The 14,777-nt window shown below is 68.0% G+C and carries 17 protein-coding genes; 5 read left to right on the top strand and 12 right to left on the bottom strand.

Going from position 1 to position 14,777, the window contains the following annotated elements; translation table 11 throughout:
- Window positions 1-3: 3 nt before the first annotated feature.
- The 9 genes from KAK03_RS22075 to KAK03_RS22035 form a co-directional block, all read right to left on the bottom strand.
- Complete coding sequence (locus tag KAK03_RS22075) at window positions 4-1,281, bottom strand: type II and III secretion system protein family protein (protein WP_210856835.1); 1,278 nt, start codon at window positions 1,279-1,281, stop codon at window positions 4-6.
- 283 nt (window positions 1,282-1,564) lie between these two features.
- A complete protein-coding gene (cpaB, locus tag KAK03_RS22070; RefSeq protein ID WP_210856834.1) occupies window positions 1,565-2,497 on the bottom strand; it encodes a Flp pilus assembly protein CpaB in 933 nt (310 codons plus the stop codon).
- 2 nt (window positions 2,498-2,499) lie between these two features.
- Window positions 2,500-2,643, bottom strand: a complete 144-nt coding sequence (locus tag KAK03_RS22065) for a hypothetical protein (RefSeq protein WP_210856833.1) — start codon at window positions 2,641-2,643, stop codon at window positions 2,500-2,502.
- Window positions 2,644-2,703: 60 nt separating this feature from the next.
- Window positions 2,704-3,420, bottom strand: coding sequence for a hypothetical protein (locus tag KAK03_RS22060; protein ID WP_210856832.1), 717 nt, complete (start codon window positions 3,418-3,420; stop codon window positions 2,704-2,706).
- On the bottom strand, window positions 3,417-4,184 hold the full coding sequence (locus KAK03_RS22055) for a TadE family protein (protein WP_210856831.1): 768 nt from the start codon (window positions 4,182-4,184) through the stop codon (window positions 3,417-3,419). Before KAK03_RS22055 ends, KAK03_RS22060 begins: the two co-directional genes overlap by 4 nt.
- Window positions 4,181-5,044 (bottom strand): hypothetical protein, encoded by an 864-nt coding sequence (locus KAK03_RS22050; RefSeq protein WP_210856830.1) that lies wholly within the window; start codon window positions 5,042-5,044, stop codon window positions 4,181-4,183. Before KAK03_RS22050 ends, KAK03_RS22055 begins: the two co-directional genes overlap by 4 nt.
- Window positions 5,041-6,435, bottom strand: a complete 1,395-nt coding sequence (locus tag KAK03_RS22045; RefSeq protein WP_210856829.1) for a pilus assembly protein TadG-related protein — start codon at window positions 6,433-6,435, stop codon at window positions 5,041-5,043. Before KAK03_RS22045 ends, KAK03_RS22050 begins: the two co-directional genes overlap by 4 nt.
- 168 nt (window positions 6,436-6,603) lie before the next feature.
- Window positions 6,604-7,464 carry an OmpA family protein gene (locus KAK03_RS22040; RefSeq protein ID WP_210856828.1) on the bottom strand — a complete coding sequence of 287 codons (861 nt, stop codon included), beginning with the start codon at window positions 7,462-7,464 and terminating at the stop codon, window positions 6,604-6,606.
- Window positions 7,465-7,586: 122 nt separating this feature from the next.
- A complete protein-coding gene (locus KAK03_RS22035) occupies window positions 7,587-7,949 on the bottom strand; it encodes a hypothetical protein (protein WP_310738705.1) in 363 nt (120 codons plus the stop codon).
- Window positions 7,950-8,141: 192 nt separating this feature from the next.
- On the opposite strand from KAK03_RS22035, the gene lnt reads away from it, so the two are divergent.
- The 4 genes from lnt to KAK03_RS22015 are packed head-to-tail and all read left to right on the top strand — an operon-like array spanning window position 8,142 to window position 11,133.
- Entirely contained in the window at window positions 8,142-9,662 is a 1,521-nt protein-coding gene (lnt, locus tag KAK03_RS22030; RefSeq protein ID WP_210856827.1) for an apolipoprotein N-acyltransferase, read from the top strand.
- The gene (locus tag KAK03_RS22025) at window positions 9,659-10,366 is read left to right on the top strand and encodes a TadE/TadG family type IV pilus assembly protein (RefSeq protein ID WP_210856826.1); all 708 of its coding nucleotides are present in this window, start codon (window positions 9,659-9,661) and stop codon (window positions 10,364-10,366) included. Before lnt ends, KAK03_RS22025 begins: the two co-directional genes overlap by 4 nt.
- Window positions 10,367-10,426: 60 nt before the next feature.
- Entirely contained in the window at window positions 10,427-10,771 is a 345-nt protein-coding gene (locus tag KAK03_RS22020; RefSeq protein WP_210856825.1) for a hypothetical protein, read from the top strand.
- On the top strand, window positions 10,768-11,133 hold the full coding sequence (locus KAK03_RS22015) for a hypothetical protein (protein ID WP_210856824.1): 366 nt from the start codon (window positions 10,768-10,770) through the stop codon (window positions 11,131-11,133). The genes KAK03_RS22020 and KAK03_RS22015 overlap by 4 nt, the downstream gene beginning before the upstream one ends.
- A gap of 193 nt (window positions 11,134-11,326) precedes the next feature.
- On the opposite strand, the gene KAK03_RS22010 is transcribed toward KAK03_RS22015, so the two are convergent.
- Both KAK03_RS22010 and KAK03_RS22005 read right to left on the bottom strand, forming a co-directional pair.
- On the bottom strand, window positions 11,327-11,716 hold the full coding sequence (locus KAK03_RS22010) for a hypothetical protein (protein ID WP_210856823.1): 390 nt from the start codon (window positions 11,714-11,716) through the stop codon (window positions 11,327-11,329).
- Between the two features lie 90 nt (window positions 11,717-11,806).
- Window positions 11,807-12,472 carry a phosphoglycolate phosphatase gene (locus KAK03_RS22005; protein ID WP_210856822.1) on the bottom strand — a complete coding sequence of 222 codons (666 nt, stop codon included), beginning with the start codon at window positions 12,470-12,472 and terminating at the stop codon, window positions 11,807-11,809.
- 304 nt (window positions 12,473-12,776) lie between these two features.
- Between KAK03_RS22005 and KAK03_RS22000 the strand changes: the two genes are divergently transcribed.
- A complete protein-coding gene (locus tag KAK03_RS22000) occupies window positions 12,777-14,174 on the top strand; it encodes an amidohydrolase family protein (protein ID WP_210856821.1) in 1,398 nt (465 codons plus the stop codon).
- 142 nt (window positions 14,175-14,316) lie between these two features.
- On the opposite strand, the gene KAK03_RS21995 is transcribed toward KAK03_RS22000, so the two are convergent.
- Window positions 14,317-14,496 (bottom strand): type II toxin-antitoxin system RelE/ParE family toxin, encoded by a 180-nt coding sequence (locus KAK03_RS21995; RefSeq protein WP_210856820.1) that lies wholly within the window; start codon window positions 14,494-14,496, stop codon window positions 14,317-14,319.
- Window positions 14,497-14,777 lie beyond the last annotated feature (281 nt).

The raw sequence follows: 14,777 nt of genomic DNA, 5'->3' as shown, positions 1-14,777 counted from the left end.
TCGTCACCTGCTCATGTCGAAGTTGCCCTCGATGGTGCTGGGCGTGACGCGCGGCCTCACCTTGTCGGCCGCCGCCGCGGCGGCGGCAGCGGCCTTGTCCAGCGCCTCGCGGTTGATCGCCGAGTCTGGTGTGATCACCCGGGGCGTGGCGATCACGAACAGCTCGGTCTGCTCGGTGGTGTTCTCGCGCGAGCGGAAGAGGGTATTGACCACCGGGATGCGCGCCAGGCCGGGGATGCCGTCCATGCCGCGCTCGGCACGCTGGCGCAGCAGGCCCGAGATCACCAGTGGCTCACCCTGGCGCAAGGCCACGCGGGTTTCGGTGCGGTGCGTGGTGAAGGCCACATAGCCGGCGTTCGAGTTGCGCGCGTCGGGTTCGGAGACCTCGACCATCAGCGCCGAGTCGATGTTGCCCTCGCCGTCGGCCACAGGCTTGAACTCGATGCGCACGCCATATTGCTTGTACTCGACGGTGACCGCTCCCAGGCCCTGGGCCACGGGGATCGGGATCTCGCCGCCCGCCAGGAAGCTGGCCTCGCCGCCACTGCGGCAGCTCAGGCGCGGCTCTGCCAGGGCCCAGGCGTCGCCGTTCTGCTCCAGCAGGTGGATGGCCGAGCTGAGCTGCGTGGCGAGGCCGAAGTAGCTGCGTGCCGGCACCACGCTGCTGACCGGTGGCAGGCCGACGTTGTCCGCGGGCCGCCACGGCGTGTTGCTGTAGCCCAGGATGTTGGTGGCGAAGCTGGGGCCCTGGGCGCTGCTGCCCCATTTCACCCCGAGTTGGTCGAGTGCGCGCTTCTTCACCTCGACGACGCGCAGGTCGATCTGCACCATGCGCTCCATTTGCAGCGGGTCGGCATCGGCCGGCCGCTCGGCCACCAGGTTCAGAGCCTGGGGGAAACTGGCCGCCAGCTTGTTCATGCGGATGGCCGTTTCGGCGTCGGGGTATCGCCCCTCCATGACGATGCGGTCTCCCACCTGGCGCGCGGTGACGCCGGGCACCGCGCGGATCAGCTCCTGCAGATCCTCCAGCACCCGCGAGGCACGCACCGCCTCGACCTTGAGCTGGTAGCTGATCTGCCGGCCCGACTTGAGCCAGACATGCATCGTCGTCTCGCCAGCGGCCTCGGCCAGCAACACGATCTCACGGTCGTCCACGACCGTCGCCTTGACCACGGCGCCGTTGCCGATGGCGATGCGGCTGATCGCCGGCAGGCCGATGGTGCCGACCTCGCCCACCACCATGCGGCGGTTCGGCCCCAGCTCGACCTCGGGGGCAGCCACGGGCGGGGGTGTGCGGGCCGGGGCACGCTGGGCGGGCAGGACTCGGGTCTCCATCGGCGTGCCGCGCGCTGTGGACACGGGCGACGTGGTGGCGCCGGCCGGCATGGGTGCCGCTGGCGGCGTGGCCGCAGCCACGGTGGGCACCGCGGCCGTGGCAATGACCGGCCAGGCCAGACACGCGGTCAGACAGGCGGCTGGACGGCAGCACCACCGGGCGCAGGCGGACATCATGGCGCGCAGGAACAACGGAATCTCCCGAGGAAGGTGGGTCGGTTGCAGGGCGTCAACGGATGGCCGTGGCCGCTGGACGGCCGGCCGCCGGTACCGATGGACCCGCTGGCTCCAGCAAGCCCTTGAGCAGCGGTGCCAGCCCGGACACCTTGGCGTCGATCACGTTGGCCAGACCACTGCCCTGTCCACCGACGATGAACTCGACCCGACGGTCACCCACCTGCGCCGGGCGCTGGCTGATCAGTGACGCGCCACTCATCACCGGCGTGTGGTTGGGATCGGTGTCGTCCGGGTTGCGCAGCAGCGCGGTCAGCCGACCGGCGGCGCGGGCCACGATGATGCGATCGGCTTCCTCAGGACTGACCTCCAGGGTGATGGTCGAGTAGGCCGACTCGGAGCCATCGTCCCGCCGATTGACCCGCTGGTCGGTGGCCAGCACCGGCACCTTGGACAGCAGCGGCAGCGTCAATTCGTCGTCGCGCGCGGTCCCCTGCGCAGCAGCTGGCCGGCCGGAATAGATCAGGTCGATGAAGTCGCCGGGCTTGAGCATGCCGGAGATCGAGTTCACCGAGTCGACCTCGACCGTCATCGCCCGCAGCCCCTTCTTCAACGTGGCCGAGAACACGTAACGACCACCGCCTTCGGCGTGCATGGGCAGCAACACTTCGCCACGCTTGATCGGCACGGTCAGCCGCTGGCGCTCGAAGTCACCGAACTGGCCGGGCATCACCGCGCTCTGGTGCACAAACTCCTTGGGCACCTCTCGAACGGCCATCGCGTCGGCCGAGATCGGCTCACCACGGTCCAGGTCACGCTTGGCGACGACCACCCGGACCATCTCGCGCCCGCGGCGGCTCTCTTCCTCGAGCTGCGCCAATCGGCTGTGGATCAGGTGGTTGCTCAGGTAGACAGCCCCGGCGCCCAGCGCGATGGCGACGCCCAGCAGCAGCCAGTGGGTGTTGATCTGGGGTCGGGCAAACCGCATGGTCAGGGCAAGGAGAGGAAGTAGGTGAGGTTGCGGTAGAAGAGCCGGACCATGTCGGCCAGGTGCTGCGCGCCGGTCCGGCCGTCCACCTCGACGATGAACAAGGTCGCCACCAGTGCAGACACGACCACGAGGTACTCGACCATGGACTGCCCGCCATCACCGCGGAGGACTGGGCGTCGGTGTTCAGCGACGTTCGTCATGGCTCAGCGTGTCAGGGCAGCGGTGGCGGGCGCCAGCAGGTTGATCGTGGCGACGCCACGCTGCGCCTGCGGCTGCCAGCTGATCACCACATCAACGCTTTGCGGGGGCCGCTCGAAACTGGCCAGCCAACTGCGGCCGGTTGCGGCGTCGGCAGGGCTTTCGCGGTCGAACGTGGCGCGCCAGCCTTGTCGCTGCCAGTGGTCCCGCCAGCGACGGACCTGCACCTCGAATGGCGCCCGGCTGACCAGGGTCACGCGCTCGCTGCGTACGGGCCCATCGGTGGAGGCCATGCTCTGCGCGATGCGGTGGTCTGAGAAACGGGGCAGCCAGGTCGGTGCCAGATCGCGCCGCAGGCCCTGGACATGGCCCCAACTGATCAGCCCCTCACAGCCTCGGCCTTCGGGATGCTCGCGCACCTGAACGGCCACCTGCAGTCCACCGGCCAGCGTCGACAAGGCCATCCAGCCCCCGGTATCGACCCGACGCGGCGCGCCAACGGACCGGCGCGCCCATTCACGTTCGAAGAAGTCGAACACCTCGCGCGGCGTCAACTCGGAGACGAAGTGCTGCAGCCGGGTCGGCAAGCCATTGACCACGGCGTCGTTGGTGACCCACTCGGCATGGGTTCGCGGCGGCAGCTGGATATCGACCCACTCGACCGGGCTGGCGACCGCTGCGCCCGCCATCACCCAGACCAGCGCGCCCAGGAGCGACTTCATGGCACGCAGGGCCCTGCGGTACCGGCCCCCTCCAGGCGGCTCGCGTAAATCGGGTCAGGCTTGATGCAGCCCAGCACGGGTCCTTCGGGTTCGAACAGCGAGACGGCCCGTTCCACAAAGTCGCTCAACATGCCGGGCATGTGGGTCAGCGGAACAATGACCGCCGCCGCGTCACGGGTGGCTTTCGAGCCGCTGCTGCCCAGCGCGTTCGCGCCTGCGGCCGTGGCGGCGGCCAGCGTGAGGCGATCGGTCTTCAGGCTCTCGGCCAGCGGCAGCCGGTTGATCAGCGAAACCTCCACCCGAGCGACGGTGCCCGCGGGGTAGTGCTTTCCGGCTGACCAGGCCATGGCCTTGGCCTCGGCCAGCGGTCCCTTGCTGCCCATCGCGACCCCGCTGAAGACCACGCTCACGTCCTCGGGCTTCTCCAGCAGTGGCTGGCCGGACAGGTCCAGCCACAACGAGGTCTGCCCCTTGGCGCCCTGGATCGACGCGACGCTGTCGTCAGAGCGCAGCCTGCCGCCATGCAGATGGCTCCCGTGCAGGAAGAAGCGGGCCCGCATCTGGTCCTGGATCCGGTCCTCGGACAGGCCAGGATGCATGGCCTTCTGCATGGCCGCGTAGCGGCTGGCCTGTGTGGCTGTCTGGTTCAGGTCACCATAGCGGCCCAGGTAGCTGATGCCCAGAAACAGCGGCAGCATCACCGCCAGGCCGATCAGGAATTCCGCCATCGACTGGCCATGCTGGTGCAATCGCAGCGCGGTCATCGGGCGGCTCCCAGCGCTTGCTTGTGCGGCTGGCGCAGGAAGGCCTCGACGCCCTCGCGGGAGAAACGGGTGGGTGGAATCGGGGTGCCGTCGCTGAACTCGGCGAGCTTCATCTCAGCAGCCATAGGAATGATGGCGCCGACGTCGCCGCCGCGGTCATTTCTGTTGTCCAGGCGCATGCGCACGACGACCCGCTTGGTGCCGCTGGGATGGGCCACATGCGAGCGGCGCGCGTAGAGGCAGGTGTCAGTGCCGCTGCGTTTTCCCAGGGGCATCTTGAGCTCTCGGGCGACGATGTCTGCTGTCCAGATGCATTGAACGCCCAGTCCGGCATCGTCGACGGGCAGGCCGCTGAGGTCGGTCTCGCGCTTGGTCTGCCGCCGGGCACAGCCGACAGGATCATCGAACACCATGGCCTGAGCAGTCTCATTGCCGTTGTAGAGAGGCGTGCCTTTGTGTCCTCGAAGTGCTCGTCGACATCCATCGATGACGTTGACCTGAAAACTGCGCAGGATGATCGGCTGGCAGTTGGAAGGATCGACTACAAAGGCCGCGTTGGTCGTGTACATCGCCCACCGTTCGCCGTCGAAGAGTTCTTCGTTCTGCTCCTGGGGCGCTTGCTCCAACTGGGCCGCTGACAAGAGGGGCACAGGGGCGGCGGGCAGTCCTTTGCTGGTCCAGCATGCGTGGGACAGAAGTTCCAGATGCTCCTGGATCGTTGCCGGGTGTGCGTAGCCGCGCAACACCACCCGCAGGGGCCCACCGTCGGCGACGGCTGACCCATTGAACAACATCCACAGCAGCAGCAGCCCAAGCGTTCGGCAGCGATCTTGACCGCGCACAGCGCAGCGCATCTTCATTGCCCTCCAGGTGTGTACAGCGCGGCGTCCGGCGCCAGTCCCATGGCCATCAGAAGGGCCGTCTTTTCGCTCTGGCTGGTGTCTGCCAGCCGAGCTTGCCAGTAGGGGCTGAACAAGGAACCGTGCTCCTTGGCGCTGTCTGGGCGCCACAGTGAGCGGGCCGTGAAGTCGTTGGGCAGGCCGCGGCGCGGGCGCTCAAAGAAGACCCGCGCCTTGCCAATTGCGCTCAGCCGGTGGCCAGCCAGGCGCTCGGGCATCTCCGAGGAGCCAGCCACCGAGCCCGTTGGTGCACCCATTCGCAGCGCATCACTGGTCAGGGTGTTCGACGCAGGGCGGCTCACCACCACCACGAAGTCCAGACCCAGGCGACTGCGCTGGGACAGGGACTTGTCTCTGATGTCGTAGACATGGGGCACTCCGGTCCACTCCGCGTGCCTGCTCGCGTCTTCGTAGGCCAACATCTGTGCGCTGCGCCGAGGTGACCAGCTATCGCCACGACCACCAACGTAGTCCGCGTTGGAGCGACCCCACCCGATCGGTGTGTACAGCTTGCAGGGCCGCGGCGGCTTGCCGCACAGACCCTTGACCCACAGCTCCAAGGTGTCCTGGGACTCCCAACGCTCATAGCTCTTGAGGCGGGAGCCACCGTCTTTCTCGAGGCCGAACAGCAGGGCGTCGAAGTTCAGCCAACCCGCGCCGGGTCGAGACGCTGAGAAGCCATCGCGCGAGGCCAGTAGGACCTGGGCGGCATCACGCCGGTCGTCCCCGGTTGTGCCGTACTGCCGAGTGAAGCTCAGCCACTCCCGCGCGTTGGCGGTCAGGGTCAGCGCCAAGACCGCCGGGCGACGATCGAGTTGCACCCCAGCATCGATGTGCTGCCCATACTGGGCACGGTTGGCCTCCGCTACGGTCACTGCGGCATCCTGCGCCAGCAGGCTTCCCGTGGTCCTAACCGCCAGGTGACTGCCTTTGAACAGCTTCTTCTCGCCTTCCAATGCGGTGACGACCTTGCCGATCGACTGACCCAGGCGCACATGCCCTTCGTCGGCGGCGGCCGCCAACTCGTGCAACAGCCGGGCCGCGATCGCCACTTGAGGTACGACCGCGCCCAGCACGTCCATCACGTCGCCAATGTGTTCTGCCGTGTTTGAGAAGTACTGGGTCCAGCTCTCCAGGCTGAGCATCTGCACCAGGAATGCCTCGTTGGCCATCATGGCGCGGTTGTTGTAGGCCATCAGGTTGAGCAGCCGCGCTTCCACCGTGGCGCCGGCCAGCGCGGCGGCATCGGCCGCGTTCACCGTCCGCTCCTTCGCCACGGTGAGTTGCGAGACGTTGAACACGCCGTACATCACGGCAGCTGCCACCGACAGCGTGCCCAGAAGCCAGATCAAGGCCTGGCCGCGCTGCTGCCGGCGCGGCTGCAGTGGGTGTGCGCAGAATGCGCCGACCCATGGGGGCCTCCTGCGCATGGTCTCTCCCTCCTGTTTTGGGTGCTGGCCTTCAGAGGCTCAGTGCACTGGCCTGAGCTGACCGCTTGATCGAGACAAGTTGTCGAGTCCTCATGGCGCCTTCACCAATTCGACGCGTCGGTTCTGGGCTCGACCAGCCTCGGCCCGGTTGTCGGCGATCGGCTGCTCTTGTCCCCAACCCTTGGCGGACAAGCGGTTGGCCGCAACACCCTGCGCCTGCAAAGCCTTGCTCACTGCCTCTGCGCGGGCCTGAGACAGCCGCTTGTTGTCGGCGGCCTGGCCCACGTTGTCGGTGTGGCCCTCGATCGACAGGCGCAACGACGGCGTCTGCTTGAGCCACTGCACGATGGTTTGCAGGGTCTGCGCAGCGTCTGGTGGCACCTCTGCGCTTCCAGTGGCGAAATTCAAACGAATCGTGGCAAACCCCTGGTCAGCCATCTCCTGGGCGAGCTTCCCAACCGTGACCTGCTGGACCATCGGGCTGGGTTCGATGAATGTCAGTGAATACCGCCGCGAGCCGTTGATTCGCAGCAGGACGTAGGTGGGCTCAGCCACGGACTTGCTAGGAATCTGGAAAATGTGGTGCCCTCCTTGAACATCCCGGCTAGTAGGCCCAAAGTTCGAGTTGAGTTGCACGCCGCCGAGTGACTTGGCCGCACTAAGATAATTTCTGTAGATGAACGCTGGGGAAGTGGTCTCTTTGTCATCGTTGTAGTCAATGAAAGTAACCTTACCCTCGGCTTGAAATGCCTGAGAATTCTTGCCGATCTGGCCTGCGATGCTGAAGTCTTCGATTTTCACGACATCGAATCTCGGACCCGTCTTTGAGTGGACCTCAAACCCCGGAATGCGAGAAAGCAGCGGGTGGTCACTGGGTTCAGGTGAAGCCGCCGCGTGGGCGGTGGAAGCAGCGAATGCGGCCCAGAGCAGCCACAGAAGCAGACGGAACATGCGCATACATTCAGACTTCAGGAGTACGACGCAGGCGAGATGCCCGGCAGCCCAGATGACGAGTGAATCCAGACATGCATCACCAGCGTCAAGTAGATGAGAAGGGTTCGGACCTTGAGTTCTTACTTTTCGCCCGTCGAATCGGCAAAGCTCGACAACCCACGTGGGGTATTGGCGTCGGACTTGGCTGCCTCCTCAGCATCCCGCGCGGCCTTAATCGCATTCTTGGCGTGCCCATCCTCTCCAGCCAAACCCGCCGCCAGACCCGCCGTTTGGTTGCGGATTGTTTTGCCGAAGAGGTTGTAGACGCCGATCGATGCGATCGCGATCAGCGCCACGATGATGATGTACTCGGTCATCCCCTGGCCGTGATGACGGCCCTTCATGCTGTGTGCGGACATATTCGCTCCCTGAGGTTGATTGAGTCGAAGGTCGACGCCGATGTATCGCTGGAATGGGTATGACACGCGGCTGTCGATGGCCACCAGACTACTTCAAGACCTGCTGATGTCATCCCCCCCTCATGGGTGATGGCCGGCCGAATGCCGACGGATTAATTTCCCTGGGTCGCGGCGCCCGAAACCCCCTCGGCGCTGATTGTCAAAACCCTTGGATCGCCACGTCGCGCCATCAAAGTGCCCAGCACTCCACAGGTCAAACCCGCTTGGACCGGCGCGGTGTCCGGCGCCCTGATCGGCCTGTCGCTGGCAGGACCGGCGTGGTCGGTTCTGGCCTGGCCCGCCTTGTTGCTGTGGGCGATGGGCATCCATGGGTGCCAGGATCGTCGCCAGGAGGTCGCCTGCCTCGCATGCGGTGTCTGGGCCTGGTCCGGTGTCGGCACGGTCTGGGTGGCCACCGCGGTGCAGGACGCCTCGGACGCGCGGCTGCTCTGGCAGTGGCTGGCGATGCTGGTGTCCGTGTGTCACCACTCGGTCTGCGTGATGCTGCCCTGGATGCTGGTGCGCTGGTCCAAGGCGCGGGACACCACAGCGCGCCAGCGCCTGGCAGCGTGGGCCATCGCCCTGGCGTCGGGTGAGGCTTGGCGCCAATGGGGCTGGGCGGGGCACGGCTACGCGTCGCTGGCGGACCCCCTGTCGGCGATGCCTGGCGCAGCGCTGCCGCTGAGCCTGGTGGGCGGGCTGGGGTGGTCGGCCATCGGTTGCGGTGCTGCCGCGGTGGCAGCCAGGGCGCTGCTGTCGCCTGACCACCGTGGACCTCGGCGCATGGCCGCGGTGGCCGCTGTGTTGCTGCCGATGCTCCTCACGGTCCCGTTGCGACCCCCGCCCACCGAGACCCGCGCACACACCGACGGGTGGCGGGTGGTGGCCCTGGCCACCCACATCGACCATGGTCAGGCGTCCAGCCGACCAGGGCGAGATCGCCAGCTCGCGGCACTGGATCAGGCCATGCAACTGGCCGGCGCCGGCCAGGCGGTGGTCACCCCAGAGAGCTTCTTTGCTGAGCCACCCCCTCAGAGGGCGGAAGGGGTCTGGGCCGACCTGCTGCAGCAGGTGGACACCCGTGGCGTCACGCTGCTGCTGGGCATGCCGCACGCGCTGCACGACGCGACCGGCCTCCGCATGGTCAACACGGCGCTTCAGCTCGCCCCAGGCCGAGCGTCGATGTATGGCAAGCGTCGACTGGTTCCCGGCGGCGAGTATCTGCCCTGGCCGTCGCTGATGGGCTGGATCGATGGGCAGGCCTTCGGCCGCACGCTCGAGGGGCCCAGTCCCGCCCCCGAGGAATTGGTGGAGTCGCTGCTGGTGGCGGGACACGCCACGGGCGTGTTGATCTGCCACGAGATGTCCTTCGCTCTGGAAGCCGCCGAGCGGGCAGCCAACACCGAATGGCTGGTCGTGCTGTCCGAGGACGGCTGGATCGACCACCCGATGTATCGCCAGCAGATGGTTGCGCTGGCCCGGCTGCGCGCCATGGAGACCGGTTTGCCCGTGCTGCGGGTGGCCAACAGCGGGCCGACGCTGCTCGCCCTGCCCGACGGGCAGGTGCAGCGCATGCTGCCGCTGCGCGGCGCACGCATCCAGCCCTGGCCCGTGGGGGTCCCCGCCGGCAGCACCGCCTCGTTCTATGCGCGCAGTGCCGCCCCGCAGTGGTGGCTGCTGGCGCTGCTTCCGCTGGCGCGGGCCCTGCCTGCGGCCTTCGGGCACCGGGCCGCATGGCGGCGGGGAGCCCCAGCATGAAGCCCGCATGGGCCCAGCGCCTTCAGCAAGGCGCGTCGTTGGTCGAGTTCGTGATCGTCTTTCCGTTCGCTGTGCTGTTCATGCTCGGCCTGATCCAGGTGGGCTTCGTCTTCATGGCCAAGACCACGCTGAACCACGCCACCTTCATGGCGGCGCGGGTGGGGGCGACGCACAACGCCAGCCGCAGCGCCATGAACGAGGCGCTGGCGCGCGGGCTCAGCCCGTTCTACCAGGATGGCTCCCACCGCAATGACCACACCCGTTTGGCGCTGGCGCTGGCCCAGGCCAAGGTGGACAGCCTGCTCTTCAGCGACCTGACCGTGCTGTCGCCCTCGCCCGAGGCTTTCGCCGATTTCGGTGTGCGTGATCCCGTCAAAGGGGTCACCTACATCCCGAACGACAACCTCGCGTTCCGCAGCCAAGCCGTGCAGCCCAAGTCCAAGATGAACCTGCGCGACGCCAACCTGCTGAAGATCAAGGTCGTCTACGGCTACGAGATGAAGGTCCCCTTGATGGCCGGCGTGGTCCGTCGCGTGATGTGCGGCGGAGACGCGGGCGTCGACGCCTGGGGTGACGTCAGCATCACCGAGTCCACCTTCGGCCTGTCCCACCCTGTGCTGTGCGCCCGCTACTACCAACGCGGCCGACTGCCCATCGAGGCCTATGCCCTGGTCGAGATGCAGTCGCCGGCCTACCAACCCTGAAGTCTTCGCAAGGATCGCTCCGTGTCCACATCCATCCCACGTTCTTCCCGGCGCGGCCTGGTGGCCTTGCCGCTGGCGATCGCCCTGGCCGGCTGCGGCGGTGGCGGCAACGAACTGGGTCCGGCCGAGGCCGTCTGGGCGTCGCCCGATGCGGTCAAGGTCGGCGCCAAGGGCAGCTGCTTCGTGGGGATCGGCCCAACCGTCCATGTCTATGGCGGCAAGCCGCCCTATGTGCTGAAGAATGCTGCGCCCTTGGCCATGTCGCTCGATCGTGCACGCGTCAACATGCCGGGGGAGGGCTTCACGCTGACCTTCAACGGCGTGTGTCTGACGGACATGCCCATCACGATCGAGGATGCCGAAGGCCGGTTGCTGGCCGTGCCGATCAGCAACGCGCCGATATGACCGCCGGTCCCGGCCCATGGCTCGCCGTGGTCGTGCTGGGCCTGCTGCTCAGGCCCGCGTCAGCGCAGTGGCATTGTCGTCAGGGACGGGTCGAGCTGATCGTCGGGGGCGCCCAGGGCTGCGTCGAGTCCGTACCCGCCTCCCCGCCCGCCTCCCCGCCCGCCTCCCCACCGAGCCCCGGTGTTGCACCGACGTTGCAGCGCCAGCGTGACATCACTCGGCGCGCCATCCTGGAGAACGAGTTGCGCCAGGAGCAAGCTGCGCTGGCCGCCCTGCAGAGCGGTGGGCGTGTCGTGGATCCCGCCGAGCGGCAGCGCGCGCAGGACAACATCGCTGCCCTGCGGCGCGAACTGGCGCGTTGAGCACTTGCCTGATCGGCTCTGTCGGCTTCGTCGGCTGCCGCGCTTCGGTCGGGCGCTGACGGACCTTTGGCGCACCACACTGGTACGACGGGCAGTCTGCAGTGAGGCCGGTGCACCGCTCACCGTGCTGGCACTCGCGCTGGCGCTGGTGGTGCGGCAGATGGGGCGGGTGGTGGCGCGCTGAGGCCGCGCCTCAGCGGTGGTACAGGACGCCCTGCGAGGGCCCCTGGGCCAGCTGCAGCAGGATCCGGCAGGACTCGGCCAGATCGGCTTCTGAGGCCTGGCTCAGCTCGGTGCTGAGCCGCCGGTCATGAGCCTCGTACTCGGCCGTGCCAATGTACGACGCATAGCTCCGGCCGGCGAAGCTGCCCGCCAGCACCTGCCGCACGCGGGCGAAGACCGCGGCCTGCGCGGGCGCGCGCCGCGAGCAAGCCGCCATGCCCAGCGCCATGCTGGCGATGAACTCGGCGGGTGGCGGGATCTCCGGCTCGGCCCGCGCCGTGGAGCTGGCGCAGGCCAGCAGCAGGGCCGGCAGCAGGTCCGGCCTATGGCCCGGCCGTTGGCGGTCAACGGGGGGCGTCACGTGCTGTCTTCCTGGCAGGTCCACGGCGGGGGGCTGAGCTTGAAGGTGGCAACGGGGGGATGGGGCCACGCGCTCGGCCCCTGCGCTCGCTCAGGGCTGCAGCAGTTCATCCAGCCGATCAATCACCCGATCGGGCTGCGAGGCCTCAACCGGCTCGCCGTGGTTGTAGCCATAGCGTACCAGCACCACCGGGCAGCCGGCGGCGCGCGCGGCCTGGCAGTCGTTGCTGGAGTCGCCCACCATCAGCGTCTGCGCGGGCGCAGTGCCCAGCGCCTCGCAGGTGCGCAGCAGCGGCAGCGGGTCGGGCTTCTTGCGCTCGAAGGCGTCACCGCCGAACACCACGTCGAAGTAGCCGGCCAGACCCTTGCGCGCCAGCAGCTCGCGCGCGAACTCGCCCGGCTTGTTCGTCAGGCAGGCCAGGCGCAGGCCGCGCGCGCGCAGCGCCTGCAGGCCCTCCAGTACGCCCGGGAACACCGCCGAGTGCGCGCCGTTGATGCTGCGGTAGTGGCGCTGGTAGGCGGCCCAGGCGGCCTCGTACAGCTCGGCCGGCGCGCCCACCTCGGCCAGTGTGCGGCGGATCAGGTGCTCCGAGCCCTTGCCCACGGTGCGCTCGATGAAGGCACGCTGGATGGCCGGCTGGTCCAGCTCGGCCAGCGTGCGGTTCAACGCGGCATCGAAGTCGCCCACGGTGTCCACCATTGTGCCGTCGAGGTCGATGATGGCGGCGAGCCAGGGCAGGGGGGTGAGCGAGGTCATGAGCGGTGGGTGGGCCAGGTCAGGGTGCAGGCAGCGCGGATTGTGCGGCGCCGCGCCCGGCCCGCGTGCGGGGTGGGTTGCTATCGTGCCCCGGGTGCCCTGCTTCGGCGACACCCGCCCGCCCTCGCCACACCGCTGACAGCCCGCGAGCATCGCCCGGCCGCGGGCGCCACTGCGCACTGCGGAAGCGGTGTCTATCCAGGCCCAGGCGCGTCAGAATGTTGTGGATCACCGGCCCCTTCACCACAAGTGGCCGGCATGAGTTCTGCTTGACAAGGTATCTCCAGGCCTCACAGTCGTCATCATGGAACCCCTGATCCTGCACGCCGACCATCTGCTGACGATGGACGCGGCCAATACCGTCATCACCGATGCCGCGCTGCTGGTGGATGCCGCCGGCCGCATCGGCGCCGTGGGATCATCGGCCGACGTGCTGGCCGCACATCCCGGTGTGCCGGTTCGGCGCCTGACGGACAGGCTGCTGATGCCCGGCCTCATCAACACCCATTCGCACTCGGGCGTGCTGCGGGGCACCGCCGAGGGCCTGCCGGTGTGGGACTGGCTGCAGCAGTACATCGACCCGATGCACCGCGTCCTCACGCCCGAGGATGCCGAGATCGCCTCGCGCCTGTGCTACGCCGAGTCGCTGCTGGCCGGCACCACCACCGTGGTCGACATGTGGCGCTACATGGATGGCAGCGCGCGTGCCGCCCGTGATCTCGGCATCCGCGCGGTCCTGGTTCCCTACGTGGCCGAGCACCCGGACCACGACTACTTCGAGACCCTCGACAGCAACGAGGCCACGATCGAGCAATGGCATGGCGGCGCCGACGGGCGCATCCAGGTGTGGGTCGGCATGGAGCACATGTTCTACGCCACGCCGGATGCCTGGCGGCGCGCCATCGACCTGGCCCGCCGCCACGACACCGGCTTTCACACCCACAGCAACGAGAGCCGCTTCGACGTCGAGGAAACGCACAAGCGCCACGGCATGCGCCCGATCGAGGCGCTGGAGTCCTTCGGCCTGCTCGACGCGCCGCGCACCCTGCTGGCGCACTGCGTGTGGCTGTCAGAGGCGGAAATCGTCATCCTCGCGCGGCGCGGCGTCGGGGTGGCCCACAACCCGGTGAGCAACATGAAGCTGGCCAGCGGTGCCGCGCCGGTCGAGGCCCTGCTGGCGGCCGGCATCAACGTCGGCCTGGGCACCGATGGCGAGAAGGAGAACAACAACCTCGACATGTTCGAGGAGATGAAGGTGTCCTCACTGCTGGCCAAGTTCAACCGGCTGGACGCCGCGGCGCTCGATGCCTGGTCGATCTGCCGCATGGCCACCCTCCTCGGCGCGCGCGCTCTGGGGCTGGACGCCGAGACCGGCTCGCTCGAGGCAGGCAAGAGCGCCGACCTGATCGCCGTGCGCACCGACACGCCACGCATGACCCCGCTGATCGGCGGGCAGGCCGGCAACCTGCACCACAACCTGGTGCACGCGGTGCGCGGGGGTGACGTCGACCTCACGATGGTGTGCGGCCGCGTCCTGGTCGACGGCGGCAGGCTGGTCTCGGGCGACCTGCAGCAGGCGATCGCCGAGGCCAACCGCATCGTGCCCGACCTGTTCCGGCGCCGCGCCGCCTGGCTGGCCTCGCACCAGGCGGTGCACCGCGGCTCGGCCATGCCGGACTCGACAGGGCCTGCCGGCCCGTAGGACGCGGGGCATGCCCGCCCGGCGGAGTGCCGGGCTGGCTTGAGGCCTTCGTCAAAGGTCACGGAGGCGCCCGCCGGGAGGCGCGCTGCCCATGGCACCTGACTGCGGCGACCGTTCCGGCCACGCGACTCACCTCCGATCATCAGGTCCCGCTTGCCCCCTTGACCGGTCGCCCGATCAGGGGACTGTGCTCGAGGATCTGCACGGCATCGACGATCTCTCCGATACCTTGCGCGATGTGTTCCGCATCAGAAGCCGACAGGTGGTCGAGGATGCGGTCGAAGTCGTCCAGCACCTCGGGCGCCAATTCGACCTTGGCCATCTCGGCGCTCTCAGCGCTTGGGTTTGCGTGCGCTTGGGCGACGTGAGGGCTCGCCGCGCGCGCGCTTCCAGCCAAGCCTTGGTGTCAGACCAGGCGACAAACCGTCCGTTCGTCATCAGCGATGTCCACCGGTCGTCGGCCAGCCGCTCGAACGCCTCATCCAGTTCGACCTGCTCGACCGTTCGGGCGATGGCCTCAACGATGAACGCATGTGCCGTCTTGCCGGCTCGCTGAGCGGCCATCGCGACACGGGCCTTCAGTTCCTCGTCGATGCGGATGGT

This window comes from Ideonella alba (assembly GCF_018069845.1).
In the GTDB taxonomy this organism is placed as follows: domain Bacteria; phylum Pseudomonadota; class Gammaproteobacteria; order Burkholderiales; family Burkholderiaceae_C; genus Ideonella; species Ideonella alba.
This window is presented reverse-complemented; position numbering and strand designations above follow the sequence as displayed.

Excerpts from the sequence above, each read along its gene's own strand:
- KAK03_RS22065 (WP_210856833.1), bottom strand. The coding sequence starts at position 2,643 with ATGGTCGAGTACCTCGTGGTCGTGTCTGCACTGGTGGCGACCTTGTTC.
- KAK03_RS22055 (WP_210856831.1), bottom strand. The coding sequence starts at position 4,184 with ATGACCGCGCTGCGATTGCACCAGCATGGCCAGTCGATGGCGGAATTC.
- KAK03_RS22025 (WP_210856826.1), top strand. The coding sequence starts at position 9,659 with ATGAAGCCCGCATGGGCCCAGCGCCTTCAGCAAGGCGCGTCGTTGGTC.
- cpaB (WP_210856834.1), bottom strand. The coding sequence starts at position 2,497 with ATGCGGTTTGCCCGACCCCAGATCAACACCCACTGGCTGCTGCTGGGC.
- KAK03_RS22050 (WP_210856830.1), bottom strand. The coding sequence starts at position 5,044 with ATGAAGATGCGCTGCGCTGTGCGCGGTCAAGATCGCTGCCGAACGCTT.
- KAK03_RS22015 (WP_210856824.1), top strand. The coding sequence starts at position 10,768 with ATGACCGCCGGTCCCGGCCCATGGCTCGCCGTGGTCGTGCTGGGCCTG.
- KAK03_RS22060 (WP_210856832.1), bottom strand. The coding sequence starts at position 3,420 with ATGAAGTCGCTCCTGGGCGCGCTGGTCTGGGTGATGGCGGGCGCAGCG.
- KAK03_RS22005 (WP_210856822.1), bottom strand. The coding sequence starts at position 12,472 with ATGACCTCGCTCACCCCCCTGCCCTGGCTCGCCGCCATCATCGACCTC.
- KAK03_RS21995 (WP_210856820.1), bottom strand. The coding sequence starts at position 14,496 with ATGGCCAAGGTCGAATTGGCGCCCGAGGTGCTGGACGACTTCGACCGC.
- KAK03_RS22040 (WP_210856828.1), bottom strand. The coding sequence starts at position 7,464 with ATGTTCCGTCTGCTTCTGTGGCTGCTCTGGGCCGCATTCGCTGCTTCC.
- KAK03_RS22000 (WP_210856821.1), top strand. The coding sequence starts at position 12,777 with ATGGAACCCCTGATCCTGCACGCCGACCATCTGCTGACGATGGACGCG.